This is a genomic window from Candidatus Nanopelagicales bacterium, assembly GCA_030700225.1.
In the GTDB taxonomy this organism is placed as follows: domain Bacteria; phylum Actinomycetota; class Actinomycetes; order S36-B12.
Map to the genome: position 1 here is coordinate 62,184 of JAUYJT010000044.1, position 16,274 is coordinate 78,457.

The following is a 16,274-nucleotide window of genomic DNA, read 5'->3' on the forward strand; positions in this document are numbered from 1 at the left end:
ATGGGGTATCGACTGCGTTACGCCGCCCGCTCTGACGTCGGCATGCGCCGCGCTGGAAATGAGGACAGCGGACTCGCGGCCTCGAACCTGCTCGTTGTCGCGGACGGCATGGGGGGGCACGCCGCAGGCGAGCTGGCCAGCGCGATGGCCGTAGCCACGTTCGCGGAGCTGGTCGGCGAGCCCATGCCAGACGACGAGGTACTGGAACACCTGGCTGCCGGCGTCGAGCTGCTGACCGAGAGAATTGGTGACGTCATCGCGGAGGACCCCAGCAATCAGGGGATGGGCACCACGGTCACCGGGCTCAGCTGGAAGGGCAACCGAGTCGCCATAGTCCACGTCGGCGACTCACGCGCCTACCGGCTGCGAGACGGCCACCTGTCGCAGCTCACCAAGGACCACACCTACGTCCAGACTCTTGTAGACGTGGGGGACATCTCGCCGGCCGAGGCCACGACCCATCCGCGCCGGAACCTGCTGGTTCGCGCGGTCGACGGAATCCACCCTGTCGAGGGTGATCTGTCCATGCGTGAGACGCGACCCGGAGATCGATACCTGCTGTGCACCGATGGACTAACCGGGATGGTGTCGGACGAGACACTCGCCGCTGTTCTCAGGACGGACGCGGACCCGACCGGAGCGGTCACAAGGCTCGTGGACATGGCCCTGGAAGGCGGAGCCCCTGACAACGTCACGGTGGTTGTCGCCGACATCGCGGACGCTGATGACGACGAGCAGCCCAACCTCGAACCCGTAGTCGTGGGAGCCGCCGGGGAACCAGCCAACCGAGCACGCCTGCCTGGACTCCCCTGGCCAGTTGACGAGCAACTGGATCCTGACTACCCCAGCCCACGATCCGGAAGCGTGAACCCGCCGGTGCTCACCGAGGACGCACCGAGCCCGGCGTCGCGTCCCCGCACCAAGCCATGGACGCGGGTCGCGCTGGCCGCGATCACCGGAGTAGTTGTGCTGCTGGCAATTGTCGGCGCCGGTCTGCTTTGGTGGGTGCGGGGGCAGTGGTACGTGTCCACAGCGGACGGTCTCGTCGCCGTTTACCACGGGGTGCCCGGGAGCCTGGGTCCGATCCCACTGCAACGCCTTGAGGAGGTGTCAGCTCTGCAGGTCTCCGAACTGCCCTCTTACGACCAGAGCAGAGTGCTGGGCGGTATTCTCACGCACTCCTTCGATGAGACCACTTCGGTGTTGGATGAGCTGAACCAGCGCGCGGCCGAATGCAGAACCGATCCGGCCACACCAGGATGTCCGGGGTCCGACCGGTGAGCCTCGCGACAACCGCGCCTGAGTCAGAATCCGGCCGACAGTCCACCCGGCGCAACGCCGAGCTCGGACTCCTTGTTCTCGGATGGGCCATCGGGTCGATCGCCCTGGCCAATGTCGTCTGGGCCACCGGCGTGGGCATCACGCCGCGGTTCTGGCTGGCCATCACGGTACTCGCGGCCTTGGGGCTGTTCGCCAACATCGCCGTGAGGATCCTGGCGCCCTACGCCGAGCCGATCATGCTTCCAACCGCGTACTTACTCAATGCCCTCGGCCTAGTGATGATCTACCGGTTGGACATCGCGGAGTCGCAGCGGGCCGCGGACAACGGCAGCCCAGAACCCACTCCACAAGTGTTCGGGCAGCTGACCTGGACGATACTGGGCGTGGCGCTCCTGGTGGCCACTCTGCTGCTCGTCAAGGATCACCGACGACTACAGCGCTACACGTACATCTCCATGGTCGTCGGCGTCGGGCTGCTGCTCCTTCCACTGCTGCCCTATATCGGTCGCACCGTCAACGGCGCGACGCTGTGGATAAACGCCACACCGTGGAACACCGTCAAACCGCTCACTTTCCAACCCGCCGAGCTGTCCAAGATCGCGCTGGCCATCTTCCTAGCCGGGTACCTTGTCACCCACCGGGATGCTCTGGCGATAGTCATGCACAAGTGGCTGGGAATGTCATTCCCGCGCGGCCGCGACCTGGGACCGATCATCGTGGCCTGGCTGATCGCCCTCGCGATCATGGGGTTCGAGACAGATCTGGGCACCGCGCTGATCTTCTTTGGACTGTTCATTGCCATGCTCTACGTCGCGACTCAGCGCCGAAGCTGGCTGTACATCGGCGCGGTGATGGGGATCAGCGGCGCCGCCTTGGCCTACTTCGTGTTCCCTCACGTGCGCCTGCGCGTACAGATCTGGATCGATCCCTTCCCGTACGCGACGGAGCAGGGCTACCAAATCGTTCAGTCCCTATACGGCCTGGCCAACGGCGGCATCCTGGGTACGGGCCTGGGTCAGGGTGTTCCCCAGCTGGTCCCGTTCGCGAGCAACGACTTTATCCTGTCGGCCTTCGGCGAGGAACTCGGACTGACCGGACTGATAGCGATCCTGCTTCTGTACGGGATCCTGGTACAGCGCGGTCTTAGAACCGCCGCGGCTTGCCGGGACGTCTTCGGCCGCCTCCTGACGGCGGGCTTGGCGGTAGTGCTGGCGCTGCAGGTATTCGTCGTGGCGGGCGGAGTCACCAAGCTCATCCCAATGACCGGTCTGACTACACCCTTCCTGTCGGCGGGCGGATCGGCTCTGATCGCCAACTGGATCATGATCGGACTGCTTCTGCGAGTTTCCGATATCACCCGGCGCCCGGACCCAGAAGTGACCTCCCCCGATGAGTCGCTGACCCAGGTAGTGCGCCTGTGACTCGCAGCATCATCCGGCTCTCGGGCGTTTTGGCCGCGCTACTGATCGCGGTGATCGCGAACCTGACTTACATCCAGGCGTTCCAGGCCAACGAGTACAGGACCGCCGCGGGCAACGCCAGGGCGATCATGGATGAGTACTCTCGCGAGCGCGGCCCGATCCTGGTCGGGCGCGAGGCCGTCGCCCGCAGCGTAAGGACGAAGGGGAAGCTCAAGTACCTGCGCGAGTACCCACAAGGGGATCTCTACGCTCCGGCCACCGGCTTCTACTCCCAGGTGTACGGCGCCACTGGCATCGAGAAGTTCGAGAATCCCATCCTGTCGGGCCTCGACGACAGATTGATATTCGACCGGCTCCAGCAACTGTTCGCGGGCAGAGATCCGCAGGGCGGCAGCGTGACCCTGACCCTGAATGCCGCCGCCCAGCAAGCGGCCTTCTCCGGCCTTGCCGGCCGCAACGGCGCGGTGGCAGCCATTAACCCTTCGACTGGGGAGCTACTGGCTCTCGTCCAGTCACCGTCGTTCGACCCCAACAAGCTGTCCTCACACAACTCCAAGTCGATCCAGGCCACCTACGAGGAGCTGATCAAGGATCCCAATGACCCCCTCCTGAACCGGCCCTTGGCGGCCGCCGACCCTCCGGGGTCTTCGTTCAAGGTCGTGGTTAGCGCCGCTGCCCTGGAGTCCGGCAGGTTCACCCCGGACACGGTCATTCCGGGACCGGCGGCGTTCACGCTGCCAGGTACGACGACGAAGGTCAGGAACGCCTCTCGCGCGGCGTGCGGGCCGAACGACAAGGTGACGCTGGCAGAGGCCCTGGTCGTGTCCTGCAACACCGCGTTCGCATGGCTGGCGACTCAGCTCGGCGACGATGCCATCCGGGCTCAGGCAGACAAGTTCGGGTTCGGCCACAGCTTCGACGTTCCGATGCCAGCGGTGGCTGGCAGATACCCGGAGAATCCGGACGTGGCTCAAACCGGGCTCACCGGGATCGGCCAGTTCGACGTGCGTGCAAGCGCCCTGAACATGGCACAAGTGATGGCTGCGATCGCCAACCAGGGCCTGACAATGAACCCCTATCTGGTTCGGGAACTCGGAAGCCCCAGCCTGGCCGTTCTCGACAAGAGCGAACCTCGCGCCTATCAGCAGGCCATGGATCCCGTCAACGCGACGACCCTGATGCAGATGATGGTCGCAGTCGTCGAGAAGGGGACCGGTAGCAGCGCCGCCATACCCGGCATTCGAGTGGCGGGAAAGACCGGCACCGCGGAGAACGGACCCAACGAGCCTACGACAGCGTGGTTCATCGCGGCTGCTCCGGCCGACAGCCCCCAGGTCGCTGTGGCTGTCGTACTGCAGAAATCAGGTGGCAGCGGCAATTCGTCCGCTGGTCCGATAGCGCGCGCTGTCATGCAAGCTGTGCTGGGTCGCTAGGTCCCCAGCCTCGACTCGTAGGTCAGAATGGGGCGGACGGCCCCCGGATCAGGAGGAACTATGAGCGGAAGCGGACCCACGGGTGACGACCCCCGCCCTGAGGACAAGACTCCTTCCGACCTGCCCGCCAGCCCCATCGCGCCCACAGACGGCGGCAAGATCATGCTCGGGGACCGCTACGAGATCGGAGAAACCCTGGGCCGCGGCGGCATGGCCGAGGTGCACGAGGCGTACGACCTGAGGCTCGGCCGCCGGGTCGCCGTGAAGATCCTGCGCCCGGAACTGGCCCGTGACTCCTCGTTCCAGCAGAGGTTCCGCAGAGAAGCGCACAGCGCCGCAGCCCTGAACCACCCAAACATCGTCGCTGTTTATGACACCGGAGAGGACATTCTCGGCAGCGGTCCATCGGCCGTGACAGTGCCCTACATCGTCATGGAATACGTCGACGGGATGACGCTGAGGCAACTGTTGGCCAGTGGTCGGCGGCTGCTTCCCGAGCGCGCTTTGGAGATCACGTCCGGTGTCCTGGCGGCTCTCGACTATAGCCACCGCCACGGGATCGTCCACCGAGACATCAAGCCGGCGAACGTGATGCTGACCAAGACGGGCGAAGTCAAGGTCATGGACTTCGGCATCGCCCGGGCACTGGCAGCCCACGGCCAAACGATGACCGCGACATCGCAGGTGATGGGCACCGCCCAGTATCTGTCTCCGGAGCAGGCACGAGGCGAGGTAGTCGATGCTAGATCTGACCTGTACTCGACTGGCTGCGTGCTATACGAACTGCTTACCGGGCGGCCGCCCTTCACGGGAGAATCGCCAGTATCTGTCGCCTACCAGCACGTCAGCGAGCAGCCGATTCCTCCGTCCCAGATCGACAGCCAGGTGCTGCCGCAGACGGACACAGTGGTGCTTCGTGCCCTGGCCAAGAATCCCGATGACCGGTATCAGACGGCCGCTGATTTCAAGGCCGATGTCGACCGGGCGGTAGTAGGCGCTCCCGTCACAGCACCGGTGCCCGTGATCTCTGATCCGGAGCCGACCGCGGTGATGCCACCAGTTCTGCCGCCGCCCGGAGCGGTGACCGCACAGGGTCCGACCCGCCAGAAGAAGAGTCCATGGCTTTGGGTTGGCGTCGTGGTCGGCATCCTGCTGCTGGTTGCCGGGTCGGTCGCGCTGGCACAGTCGCTGTTCGGGAACGCCAAGCCCGAATCCGTGACTGTCCCCCGGGTCGTGGGAATGACGGTCCAGGAGGCGCAGAACGCACTGAACTCGGTGGGACTGCGCGTTGGAACCCAGACCGCCGAGAAATCCAACAAGGAACCCGGGAAGGTGCTGAGCCAGGACCCAGCCGAGGGCGAGTCCGTGGAGAAGGGGCAGGCGGTCAACCTGTCCGTGTCTGGGGGTCCGGGGCAAACCGTAGTACCGAATGTCGTGGGCATGACTAGCTCCGACGCGGCGCGTCAGGCCCTGGAGCTCAACGAGCTCAAGCTCGGCAACGTCGAGGAGAGGGACAGCGACCAGCCGAAGGGCTATGTGCTGAGCCAGTCACCGCCGCAGGGCACGCAGGTGCAGGTTGGCACCGAGGTCAACATCACGGTGTCCAACGGCCTTGTCACCGTCCCAAAGGTCCTCGGGAACACCGAGTCGCAAGCGCGTACGGCCCTGGGAAATGTCGGCCTGGACGTCAACGTCATCGAGGAGTCGAGTTCGTCGCCAGCGGGTACCGTCATCGCACAATCCCCGAATGCCGGCAACAAGGTCCAGCGGGGCTCAACCGTGACGATAACCATCGCGACGGCGCCAACTGATGCCCCGAACGCCGAACAGGGCATCAACGACGGCAACCCCGACAGGCAAGGTCAGTCCGGGTCGCCGAAGGCAACGCCGCCTCCGGAAGCCGAGGGCGATACCCAAGACTGAGACGGTCGGCTGTCTGACTGGCCAGTGTCAGCCGTGGACGACAGGCGCCAGGCCCGCGGACCTCGCCACGGCGTCGGAATCGCCGCACGTGGTCAGCCAATTCGCGAGCATCCTGTGCCCGCCTTGGGTCAGGACCGACTCGGGGTGGAATTGCACTCCCTCGACTGGTAACTCAGCGTGCCGGATGCCCATGATCACGCCCGACTTCGTCGTGGCCGAGACGATGAGCTCAGCGGGAATGGTGTCGGGTAGCGCAGCCAGCGAGTGATAGCGGGTGGCGGTGAGCGGCGATGGCAGACCCTGGAACACGCCGAGCCCATCGTGGTGGACCTCTGACGTCTTGCCGTGCAGCAGCTCCGGCGCCCGGCCGACGACCGCCCCATGAACGACAGCGATGGCTTGATGACCCAGACACACCCCGAGGATCGGAATCCGGTCACCATAGGCGCGGATCAGGTCGCAGCACACGCCGGCGCGCTCAGGAGTTCCCGGTCCAGGTGACAGCAGGATTCCGTCGTATGCGCTCGCGCGGTGGAGTGCCATCTCGTCGTTGCGGACAACGTCGACCTCAGCATCAAGCTGCTGCAGATACTGGACAAGGTTGAACACGAACGAGTCGTAGTTGTCCACTACTAGGATCCGCGCGGCCACAGTCCAAATGGTCGCACGGTCGGCCGCGCAGGAGCCAACAGGACTTGAGGCCGAGTCCGGGTTAGGCTGCCTCGTCGTGAGCACTAGGTGCTGGATCGTCGGGGCCGCCGTAATCGCTGTGGGAGCGGCGTCGCTGGCGGCCTGCTCGTCATCGCCACCGTCTGAGCCCCCCGAGGCCGGGGCCATGAGCTACTACGGCGTGGGTCGTAAGGACTGCGTTGGCACGGCACGCAACGACACTTCCAAAGTGTGGTTCACGGTCGCTGGCGGCGCGTTGTCAGATGTCTATCAGCCGACCATCGACATCACGAACATGCAGAGCATGCAGTTCATCGTGACCGATGGCGAGACATTCACGGACTTGCAGCTCCGCGACATGACCTACAAGGCTTCAACCGACTCCACTGGACTGGCTTGCACCGTTACTAGCACAGCCAAGTCCGGCAAGTACGAGCTCGTCACAACGTATGTGACCGATCCCCGGGCCAACACCGTGCTTGTGCGCACCCGACTCACCGCGCTTCAGGGCCCCGCGTCGGACCTGAAGCTGTACGTCCGCGTGGACCCCTCCATCAACGGCAACGGAGGCGGCGGTGACCCAGCGACAGGCGGCAATTCCGGCGCCGATTCCGCGACCATCGACGCCGACTCCGGATCGATGCTCAGCTGGGACCTGAACACCAAGACCGCCGCTGCGAACGCTACATACATCCAACCCACGTACCTCGCCGTAAAGGCGAACAAGCCGTTCACCCAGGCTGGCAGCGGATTCGCCGGCACGGGCACCGACGGTCTGACTCAGCTCGACAAGGACCGGAAGCTCACGACTGTTGCGCCCAACGCTGACAACGGCAACGTGACGCAGACGGCCGAGCTTGACACCAGCGGCGGCGAGGTGGTTCTGGCGCTTGGCTTCGGTCAGACCGCGCAGGACGCCACTGGCGCCGCCAGCTCATCGCTCGGTCGCGGCTTCACCAAGGCCATGGGCGACTACCGCTTGGGGTGGAAGCGATACGACGCGTCCCTGAAGAAGCCCGCGGCCTCGCTGCGCGGAGTTCCAGCATCAGCGATGCCGTCCATCGCCGCTAGGTACTGGAAGGCCGCGAACGTGGTCAGGGCCAGTCAGGACAAGACGTTCTCCGGGGCTGTCTCCGCCGGTCTGGCAGCGCCGTGGGGCAACACGTATATGGCGGGTCAGGGCCAGCCGGAGAATCAGGGCATCAACGTCGCGGGCTCCACTGGCGGCAGCCCCCCGTACTTCGGTTCGTACCGGGAGATGTTCTCGCGCGACATGGCCGAAGCCGCCGGTTCAATGCTCGTGGCCGGTGACGTCGACTTCGGGCGGGCGGTGGCGAGGTTCATCCTGGAGAAGCAGCAGCTGCCAACAGGTGAGATCCCCCGGAACAGCCTGCCGAACGGCGAGAAGGCGCCGGACACAAACGGAACTCAGCTCGACGAGAGCGCCTATCCAATCCTGTTGGCCTACCAGTCTGGATTGGGTACGGACGCCGTTTTGTACCGCGAGCACATTCGCAAGACGGCGGACTTCATAGTCTCCAGGGGGCCGTCGTTCGGGGTGGAGCGGTGGGAGGAGCAAACCGGTTACTCGCCCTCGACGATCGCCGCGCAGATCGCGGGCTTGGTGTCGGCTGCCAGGATCGCTGCCCTGAACGGCGATGGCGAGCGCAGTCAGCTTTACCTGGCAGTCGCGGACCACTTCCAGCGCTCGGTCAAGAAGTGGACAGTGACCACCAGCGGGCCTGACAAGCCGGGCCGGTATTTCATCCGAGTCTCCAAGGACGGCAACCCCAACAGCTCGATTTCCTACAGCCTCAACAACGGCTCAGGCACCTATGACCAGCGTGCGGTTATTGATCAAGGCTTCCTCGAACTCACCCGCCTGGGCGTCCTCCCTGCTGATGACCCGGACATCGTCGCGTCTCTTGGTGTGGTTGACCGGTCAATCCTCAACAAGACCCCGAGCGGAGTCGGCTTCAACCGCTACGGCACGTCGGAGCCGGGATCCGAGGACGGCTACGGCGACTGCTACATCCCGGGGCCGACCGATTGCCGGATTCTTGGCAAGCCGTTCCCCGGCGGGACCGGCGAGGAGATGAACACCGGTACCGGTCAGGTCTGGCCACTGCTTTCGGGTGAACGAGCTGAGCACGCTATCGCGCTGGGGAAGTCCGAGCAGGCGGGTGACCTGATCCGCGCGATGCATGGCTTCGCGTCAGACGCCGGGCTTCTGCCCGAGCAGGCCTGGGTGTACGCACCGCTAGCGGCAAGCCCATACGGCAGTGACCCCAGCACTGCTTCCATCGGTTTCGTGCCGGGCAAACCCGGAGGCTCGGCCACTCCGCTGACTTGGGCCGAGGCGCAGTTCGTGAGATTGACTCTCGACCTGTCAGCGAACGAGGTGCTGGAGCAGCCGGACATCGTGCGCAACCGCTACGTGGCTAAGAAGCCGCCGCGCGCCGTGGAACTACGGCTCACCTCGCCCGCGAGCGGATCAGTACCGCCAGGCGCCGAAACGGCCGTCACCGGTCGCACAGTGCCGGGTGCCCAGGTCTCGGTAGCTACCACGAACCTGACTACCGGTGACACGAGCGTGGCATCCACGCGGGCGGACTCCAAGGGCGAGTTCCTGGTCAGGCTCGCCGTCACGTCAGGCTCGTCCCTCACCGCCGCGAGTACCAGCAGGCAGGGAACCGGGTACGCGCAGATACTGATCGGCCCGGTTCCGTCTGCGAGTTAAGCCTGCGGCTCGGACACGCGCGCGGCTTGTCGGGTGGGTGATGGGGCATGATGGATCAACTTCGACAAAGGGAGTATCTAAGTGCCGGAGTCGTCGCGCAGGAAGAAGGATGTCTACACCCCTCCCCCAGAGGCTCGCAGCAGCAAACCGGTCAGGGTGGACAATCCCCGCTGGCTAGTGCCCACGATGGTGGCACTGTTCATCATCGGACTGGCGTGGATTGTCGTGTGGTACATAGCGCCTAACAATCCGCTGATGGGGCCGCTATACGGCTGGAACGTCGCCATCGGATTCACGTTCATCATCGGCGGGTTCTTCCTCTCCACGAAGTGGCAGTAGGGCTAGAGCGTTTCCTAACCCGTTGACGGGCCTTCGCTGGACCCCGGGCATCGGGGCCGGTCCCGCGGCTTCAAGCCTCACGCCGCGGGTCCCGACCCCGGTGCCCGGCCCCCGTCAGCGATCGACCCGTAAGGGGGGTCCCCCCTCCGGGGGAGTTGCCATAACCGCGAATTCCGGGCCGGTAGCAACTCCCCCTCCCCGGCGCTAGGCGCCGGGCGGGGGTACCCCCAAGCGGGCAGATCCATAGCGCGCCGCGCCGCGAGGGTGGCTAGGATTCGCTAACACCCCAGCGAGGAGGGCGAGCTCATGGGCCACTTCAGCTCCCGTAGCCGCAGCTCGTCCCGCAGCCTCTTGGTTGTGGGCGCGCTCGGGCTCATTCTGATAGCCACGGCGGCTTGCGGATCTCAGCCTTCACCCACTTCCTCAGCGGGCTCAACCCCGCCAGGGAGTGAAGTGCCCAACTCGACGCCGACCGGTGCCGCGTCCTTCATGGGTCCAGTCCGCATCGTGCAAGCCAACGGGATCGACATCGGCTACAGGCAAGCGGGGTCGGGTAAGCCGCTCCTACTAATCATGGGGTTCAGCGGCACGATGAGCCTCTGGCAACACGAGTTCGTCAAGTCGCTCGTGGACGCCGACTTCCAGGTGACCATGTTCGACAACCGGGGTGTCGGGTACACGACCGATGACACATCCCGGCCACTCACCATGCAGTTGATGGCGCAGGACACCGCCAGCCTCATCGACGTCCTTGGGCTCGGCGAGCCAACCATCGCCGGATGGTCGATGGGTGGCGAGATCGCCCTCACACTTGCCGGCAGCCGCCCCGATCTGGTCGGCGCGCTCGTCACATCGGGGGGCGACGCTGGCTCCAAGCACTACATCCCACCCACGGCCAAGGCACAGCAGGTGCTTGAGCACCCGACGGACGAAGCCCTGCTCGAACTGCTCTTCCCCCCGAGTCAGGCGGCTGCCGCCCAGGCGTTCGGCGAATCGGTTGCCCTCTTCCCTCAGGAGACGGTGTCCGCAGCGACACTTCAACGACAGCTGCAGGCCGAAGCCGCCTTCTCCAGATACGAGGGAACCTGGGCCAACCTGCCCAATATCACCTCCCCCACCGTGATTGAGAACGGGGCGCTTGACCAAATCACGCGACCGGAGAACGCGCGACTCATCGCAGCGCGGATCCGTGGCGCGGAACTCGTCCTTGAGCCTGACTCCGCGCACGGATCGCTGTTCCAGAACTACGTCAAGTTCACTAGGCTCATCGTGAAAGTCGCATCCGCCTCGTCAGCACCGACACCGTGATCGCCACCCACGCGCACCGGGTTCCCGGCGAGCGAAACGCCACACGCGGTCGAACGCTAGCCAGACAGTGGATGGAGGGAAATGCCCAAGCAGATCACCAACACCGTGGCCATGGTCCGTCCGGTGTCCTTCTACTTCAACACCGAGACCGCGGCGAACGACTTCTTCCAAAGAAACCTGGGCGAGAAGCGCGACATCGTCCAAGCGAAGGCGCTTGTCGAATTCGATGGGTTCGTCGACAAGCTGCGGAGCAAGGGCATAACAGTCCACGTCATCCAAGACGACAACTCCGTGTTCAGCACGCCGGACAGCATCTTCCCGAACAACTGGTTCGTGTCACTTGAGGAAGACAAGCTCGTGCTTTGTCCGATGTTCGCTCAGGACCGCCGGTATGAGCGCCTCAAGTTCTTGGGTAGCCTCGTGGCCGCTCTCGGTCGAGAGACGTTGCAGATCCACGACTACACCAAGTTCGAGCGGGAGAACCGGTTCCTGGAGGGAACCGGCGCGATGGTGCTGGACCGCGCCAACAAGAAGGCGTTCTGCTGCCTTTCGGAGCGAGCTGACGAGGGTCTGTTCAGACAGTTCTGCTCGGACTTCGGCTTCAAGCCGATTCCCTTCCACGGCTTCCAGACCTACCGGGAGAAGCGCGTGCCCATCTACCACACGAACGTGATGATGGCGATGGGAGAGAAGTTCGCGGTGGTCTGCCTGTCCGCCATCGACGACTCAGACGAGCGGAAGATGGTCGCCGACGAGCTCAACGACAGCGGCAAGCAGATCCTCGACGTCTCCGAACGCGAGATCGACAACTTCGCGGGCAACGAAATCGAACTCGAAGGGACCGGCGGCAAACGCTACACCGTAATGACCCATTCAACGTTCAAGGTGCTGACCGCACAGCAGAAGGCGGAGATCAAGAAGTCCAGCGAAATCCTGGTCGGCGACGTTGAGACCATCGAGGAGTACGGCGGCGGATCAGTACGGTGCATGATCTCGGAAGTGTTTTGAGAACCGAGCGAACGGAAGCCATGGACAACCAGCAGGAAGAAACTGCACGAAGCAGCTACAACCGAATGAGCAAGGTCTACGCCTTGATGTCGGACAGCAGCGAGAAGCGCTTCATCTCCGAAGCGATCGAGGATCTGTTGAAGCCGCAACCGGGCGAAGTTGTCCTTGAGCCCGGATTTGGCACCGGACAGGCACTGGCAGCCCTCGCTGAACTCGTCGGCGCGGAGGGCCGCGTCTACGGCATCGACATCTCCGACGGCATGGTGGAGCAGACTCGAAAGCGCCTCGAGAAGCACGCGCTGCTCGACCGGGCCGACATCAGCCGGGGTGACGCAACTTGCATGCCCTACGCGGACTCCATGTTCGACGCTGTCTTCATGAGTTTCACCCTTGAGCTGTTCAGCGATGACCAAATCCCGGTTGTCCTCGCTGAGGCGCGCCGAGTCCTAAAGCCCGACGGTCGTCTGTGCGTCGCGTGCATGTCAAGCCAAGGCGGCCAGCCGACGATGGAGAAGCTCTACGAGTGGTCCCACCGGAAGTGGCCGACCTTCGTCGACTGCCGACCGATCGACGCCGCTCCCAGCCTCGCCGACGCGGGGTTCACCATCGAGCAGACGAGGAAGCTGTCGATGTGGGGGCTCGCCGTGGACATCTTGTTGGCCCGGGCGTGACGGCGCCCGAAACTGACACCTAAACTGACAACTAAACTGACACTGGCAGCGACAGGGCTGCTGAGTCAGAGTAGGCTCGCGGCATGGCCAGGCAGTACGAATCCACCCATCCCTGGCTCACATTCAAGCTCCCCGAGCTGACAACGGAATGGCGAACCTGGCAACGCTTTGGTGAAGCCAGCAGCAAATCCGAGCACCTCGCGGGCGTCGCGATCAACCCCCGAGTCGCCCACAGCCTCGCAGCGATCTACCTCGCCAAAGGTGCACACGCCTCAACCGCCATCGAAGGCAACAGCCTCACCGAAAGCCAGGTACTGGCGCTTGTCGAGGGGGGGGCCGGAGTCGTACCACCATCTCTGGACTACCAGGAAGCCGAAGTGCGGAACCTGTTGAACGTCCTGCGCGAAATCGATGATGCGATTGTGAGGGGGCAGCGGCTCCCGCTGAACGCGCAGAGGATCTGCCAACTCAACCTGGCGATACTCGACGGTACCGACATCGGAAACGACGTCGTCCCCGGTGAGGTCCGTGCGCACAGCGTCACGGTTGGCGCCGGACGCTATCGCGGCGCCCCAGCCGAAGACTGCCAGTACCTGCTGGAAGCGCTCTGCCACTGGCTGAACGGCCCGGACTTCAACAGCGACGACCCGGAACTCAGATTCGCATTGATCCTGACCAAGGCAGTGATGGCACACGTCTACCTCGCCTGGATTCACCCATTCGGCGACGGCAACGGACGCACCGCCAGGGCCGTGGAGTCGCAGATCCTGTCGCAATCCGGACGCGTCCCCCAACCGGCAACCAACCTGCTTTCCGACCACTACAACAAGACCCGCGACCGCTACTACCAGCACCTTGACTCCGCGAGCCGCAACAGCCCAAGCGACACGAGGCCGCTACTCGCCTACGCGGTCCAAGGCTTCGTCGACGGGCTCCGCGAACAGATAGCGATGATCGCACGCGAGCAGATCAAGGTCGCCTGGATCAACTACGTGTACTCCACTATGGACAGCGAACCCAACACGGCAACGGCTCACCGCCGACGCAAACTCGTGCTGGCACTCCGCCCGCACAAGCCGACTCCGACGTCAGCGGTTAGAGCCCTCTCCGGACCCATGGCAATCATGTTCGAGGGCAAGGGCGAACGCTCAGTGATCCGAGACCTACGAGCGCTCGAACGTCTCGGTCTCGTGACCCACCACGGACACAGTGGATGGACGTCCAACCAGAGCGCGATCGAAGCATTCAAACCGCCTGTGTTCAGCGACGGCGCCTCAGAGCCACGGCGAAGTGGCCGAGCCACCTGAACGCACGCGCTAGCCTTGGTGCCATGAGTGCCAGCCAGACAGCAGCCGATCCGCGCCCATCGGCCTGGGTCATGTACGCGACCTACGCAGTCGGAGCCATCGGGATCTTCATCGGCTTCGCCACAGTGTTCGCCGACCCGCCGACGCTGACCTGGAGTTGCCTGCTAGCCGTCGGAGCCGCTGGCATCCTGTCCTTCGTCCGTCATTCCATCCTGCACAAGTCGGATGCCGCCCGCATGGGATGGGACTACGGCCGCCGGAACAACTTCCAGATCGAAGTCGGGCTCGCCAACCTGGCGTGGGGGAGCGTAGCCGTCCTCGCTGTGGTGCTGGACTGGGGTCTGATCACCGAGGCCGCCATGTTCCTCACGATGGGCCTGTACTTGCTCTTCGTGGCGATCATGCAGCTCGTGTGGCCCGGAGGGCAGCGTCGCAGTCCGGGACCGCTCGCGGGGATCCTGGCCTTCGCCCTCGCGCTCGTGGTCCTCGGCGGCGCGGGCATCATGCTGGCAGCCTGACGTCCCTCCGGGCTTCGTTCCGACTAGCCTCCGAAGAGACGCGATAGGTTGGGCGCCGACCGACCGCCTGCGGTGCTGAACATGCCGACGACGACAATCTTGCCGCTGCGCTGAACCGCCAGGGAATAGCCGCCGACGCTGTCACCTTCCGAACCATCGCCCGTGATACCACCGTTGTCGCGGATGTTCATGTTGAAGGACTTGTCACCCGCGCCGTGCGGCCCGAACCGCGCGATCCCGTTGGCCGCGATCCCGCCAGCCGTGGTGAAGTACCCCGCGACGACGATCTTGCCTGTTCGCTGAATCGCGACGGAGCGAACGTCGGCGACAAATACATCACTTTCGAGGCCGCCGTTGCGGCGGATGTGCTTGTTGAACGCCTTATCAGGCGCGCCGTGCGGCCCGAACCGCACGATCCCGTTGACCGCCTTGCCGCCAGCCTTAGTGAACCAACCCGTGACGACAACCTTCCCGTCGCTGCCCGTAGCGACCGCGTCAACTTCGTCCAGGACTCCGCCATTGTGGCGGATGTGCTTGTTGAACGCCTTGTCAGGCGCCCCGCCTGCCTTGAACCGCGCCAGGCTGTTCACCCTCCTGCCACCAGCGCGGCCGAAGTCGCCGCCGACCACGATCTTGCCGTCCCGCTGAACAGCCACGGAATTCGCGCCGACATCCGTGCCACCGTTGCGTCGGATGTGCTTGTTGAACGCCTTGTCAGGCGCCCCGCCTGCCTTGAACCGCGCCAGGCCACTCGCCATCTTGCCGCAAGCCTTGGTGAAGCCGCCGGTGACCACGATCTTGCCGTCGGTCTGAACAACAACCGACATTGCGCTCGCGTTCAGGCCACCGTTGCGTCGGATGCGCTTGTTGAACGCCTTGTCAGGCGCCCCGCTGGCCTTGAACCGCGCGATCCTATTCACTTTCATTCCGCCAGCGTGGGTGAAATCACCAGCGGCGACGATCTTGCCGTCCCGCTGAACAGCCACGGATGACACGTAGTAGTCAAGGCCACCGTTGCGTCGGATGCGCTTGTTGAACGCCTTGTCAGGCGCCCCGCTGGCCTTGAACCGCGCGAGGTTGTTCGCCCCCTTACCGCCAGCCTCCGTGAAGCTGCCAGCGACCACGATCTTGCGGTTGCTCTGCACCTGCACTGCGTAGCCGACGGGCTGAGGACCGCCCAGACCACCTTTGCTGGCGAGCGTGGCGTTGAAGGACCTATCGAACTGCCCGGGATCGGCGGCCTGAGCCCCGCCGATACTCGCCAGAATCAGCCCGGTAGCCGCAGCTCCCGCAAGAGTCACCCACACGCTCCGCCTCGCGTCCACCGCGCACTTTGAGCTCACTGTCAATCCTCCAGGTCGGAGCGGCCCATCCGCTCGCGCTACATCGTCGCATGTTGGCTCAGTTGGCGTACGCCTTTGGTTCCACGCCACGTCATCCACAAGATCACAAAGTTGTCCACAGGCTGAAGCCCGTCCCGAACGCTCATTGTCCAGAAGCGCTCACTCACGGTGGCGAGCACTCCAGATCGGGACATACCAGGACAGACCGAATTGCACTTCTAGTGATCTCCGGGCAGCAGCGAGCCACGCGGATGCGACCTGCGTCACTGCGATATCCACAGTCATCCACAGGAAGGGGATAAGTCACACCGTA

Annotated in this window: 13 protein-coding genes; 11 read left to right on the forward strand and 2 right to left on the reverse strand. The window is 64.3% G+C overall.

Features of this window, described 5'->3' with window-relative positions; genetic code table 11:
* Genes Q8P38_06440 through pknB form a run of 4 tightly spaced genes read left to right on the forward strand, consistent with a single transcriptional unit; the run spans position 1 to position 6,058 of the window.
* Positions 1-1,281: a protein phosphatase 2C domain-containing protein gene (locus tag Q8P38_06440; protein MDP4014240.1), complete on the forward strand. Its 1,281-nt coding sequence runs from the start codon at positions 1-3 to the stop codon at positions 1,279-1,281.
* Positions 1,278-2,702 carry an FtsW/RodA/SpoVE family cell cycle protein gene (locus tag Q8P38_06445; protein MDP4014241.1) on the forward strand — a complete coding sequence of 475 codons (1,425 nt, stop codon included), beginning with the start codon at positions 1,278-1,280 and terminating at the stop codon, positions 2,700-2,702. Before Q8P38_06440 ends, Q8P38_06445 begins: the two co-directional genes overlap by 4 nt.
* Positions 2,699-4,135, forward strand: a complete 1,437-nt coding sequence (locus tag Q8P38_06450; GenBank protein ID MDP4014242.1) for a penicillin-binding transpeptidase domain-containing protein — start codon at positions 2,699-2,701, stop codon at positions 4,133-4,135. Before Q8P38_06445 ends, Q8P38_06450 begins: the two co-directional genes overlap by 4 nt.
* Before the next feature lie 60 nt (positions 4,136-4,195).
* On the forward strand, positions 4,196-6,058 hold the full coding sequence (gene pknB / locus Q8P38_06455; GenBank protein MDP4014243.1) for a Stk1 family PASTA domain-containing Ser/Thr kinase: 1,863 nt from the start codon (positions 4,196-4,198) through the stop codon (positions 6,056-6,058).
* 27 nt (positions 6,059-6,085) lie between these two features.
* Here pknB and Q8P38_06460 read toward each other — a convergent pair whose 3' ends face one another.
* Positions 6,086-6,709: an aminodeoxychorismate/anthranilate synthase component II gene (locus Q8P38_06460; protein ID MDP4014244.1), complete on the reverse strand. Its 624-nt coding sequence runs from the start codon at positions 6,707-6,709 to the stop codon at positions 6,086-6,088.
* Positions 6,710-6,785: 76 nt separating this feature from the next.
* On the opposite strand from Q8P38_06460, the gene Q8P38_06465 reads away from it, so the two are divergent.
* The 7 genes from Q8P38_06465 (at position 6,786) to Q8P38_06495 (ending at position 14,618) form a co-directional block, all read left to right on the forward strand.
* Complete coding sequence (locus Q8P38_06465; GenBank protein ID MDP4014245.1) at positions 6,786-9,467, forward strand: glycoside hydrolase family 15 protein; 2,682 nt, start codon at positions 6,786-6,788, stop codon at positions 9,465-9,467.
* A gap of 81 nt (positions 9,468-9,548) precedes the next feature.
* Positions 9,549-9,806, forward strand: a complete 258-nt coding sequence (locus tag Q8P38_06470) for a cell division protein CrgA (protein MDP4014246.1) — start codon at positions 9,549-9,551, stop codon at positions 9,804-9,806.
* A gap of 453 nt (positions 9,807-10,259) precedes the next feature.
* On the forward strand, positions 10,260-11,114 hold the full coding sequence (locus Q8P38_06475; protein ID MDP4014247.1) for an alpha/beta hydrolase: 855 nt from the start codon (positions 10,260-10,262) through the stop codon (positions 11,112-11,114).
* Positions 11,115-11,195: 81 nt separating this feature from the next.
* Positions 11,196-12,122 (forward strand): arginine deiminase-related protein, encoded by a 927-nt coding sequence (locus Q8P38_06480; protein MDP4014248.1) that lies wholly within the window; start codon positions 11,196-11,198, stop codon positions 12,120-12,122.
* Entirely contained in the window at positions 12,119-12,793 is a 675-nt protein-coding gene (locus Q8P38_06485; protein MDP4014249.1) for a methyltransferase domain-containing protein, read from the forward strand. The genes Q8P38_06480 and Q8P38_06485 overlap by 4 nt, the downstream gene beginning before the upstream one ends.
* Before the next feature lie 83 nt (positions 12,794-12,876).
* On the forward strand, positions 12,877-14,100 hold the full coding sequence (locus tag Q8P38_06490) for a Fic family protein (protein ID MDP4014250.1): 1,224 nt from the start codon (positions 12,877-12,879) through the stop codon (positions 14,098-14,100).
* Positions 14,101-14,123: 23 nt separating this feature from the next.
* Positions 14,124-14,618, forward strand: a complete 495-nt coding sequence (locus tag Q8P38_06495) for a hypothetical protein (GenBank protein MDP4014251.1) — start codon at positions 14,124-14,126, stop codon at positions 14,616-14,618.
* Positions 14,619-14,641: 23 nt separating this feature from the next.
* Here the strand turns inward: Q8P38_06495 and Q8P38_06500 are convergent, their stop codons facing one another.
* A complete protein-coding gene (locus Q8P38_06500; protein ID MDP4014252.1) occupies positions 14,642-15,961 on the reverse strand; it encodes a delta-60 repeat domain-containing protein in 1,320 nt (439 codons plus the stop codon).
* Between the last annotated feature and the right edge of the window lie 313 nt (positions 15,962-16,274).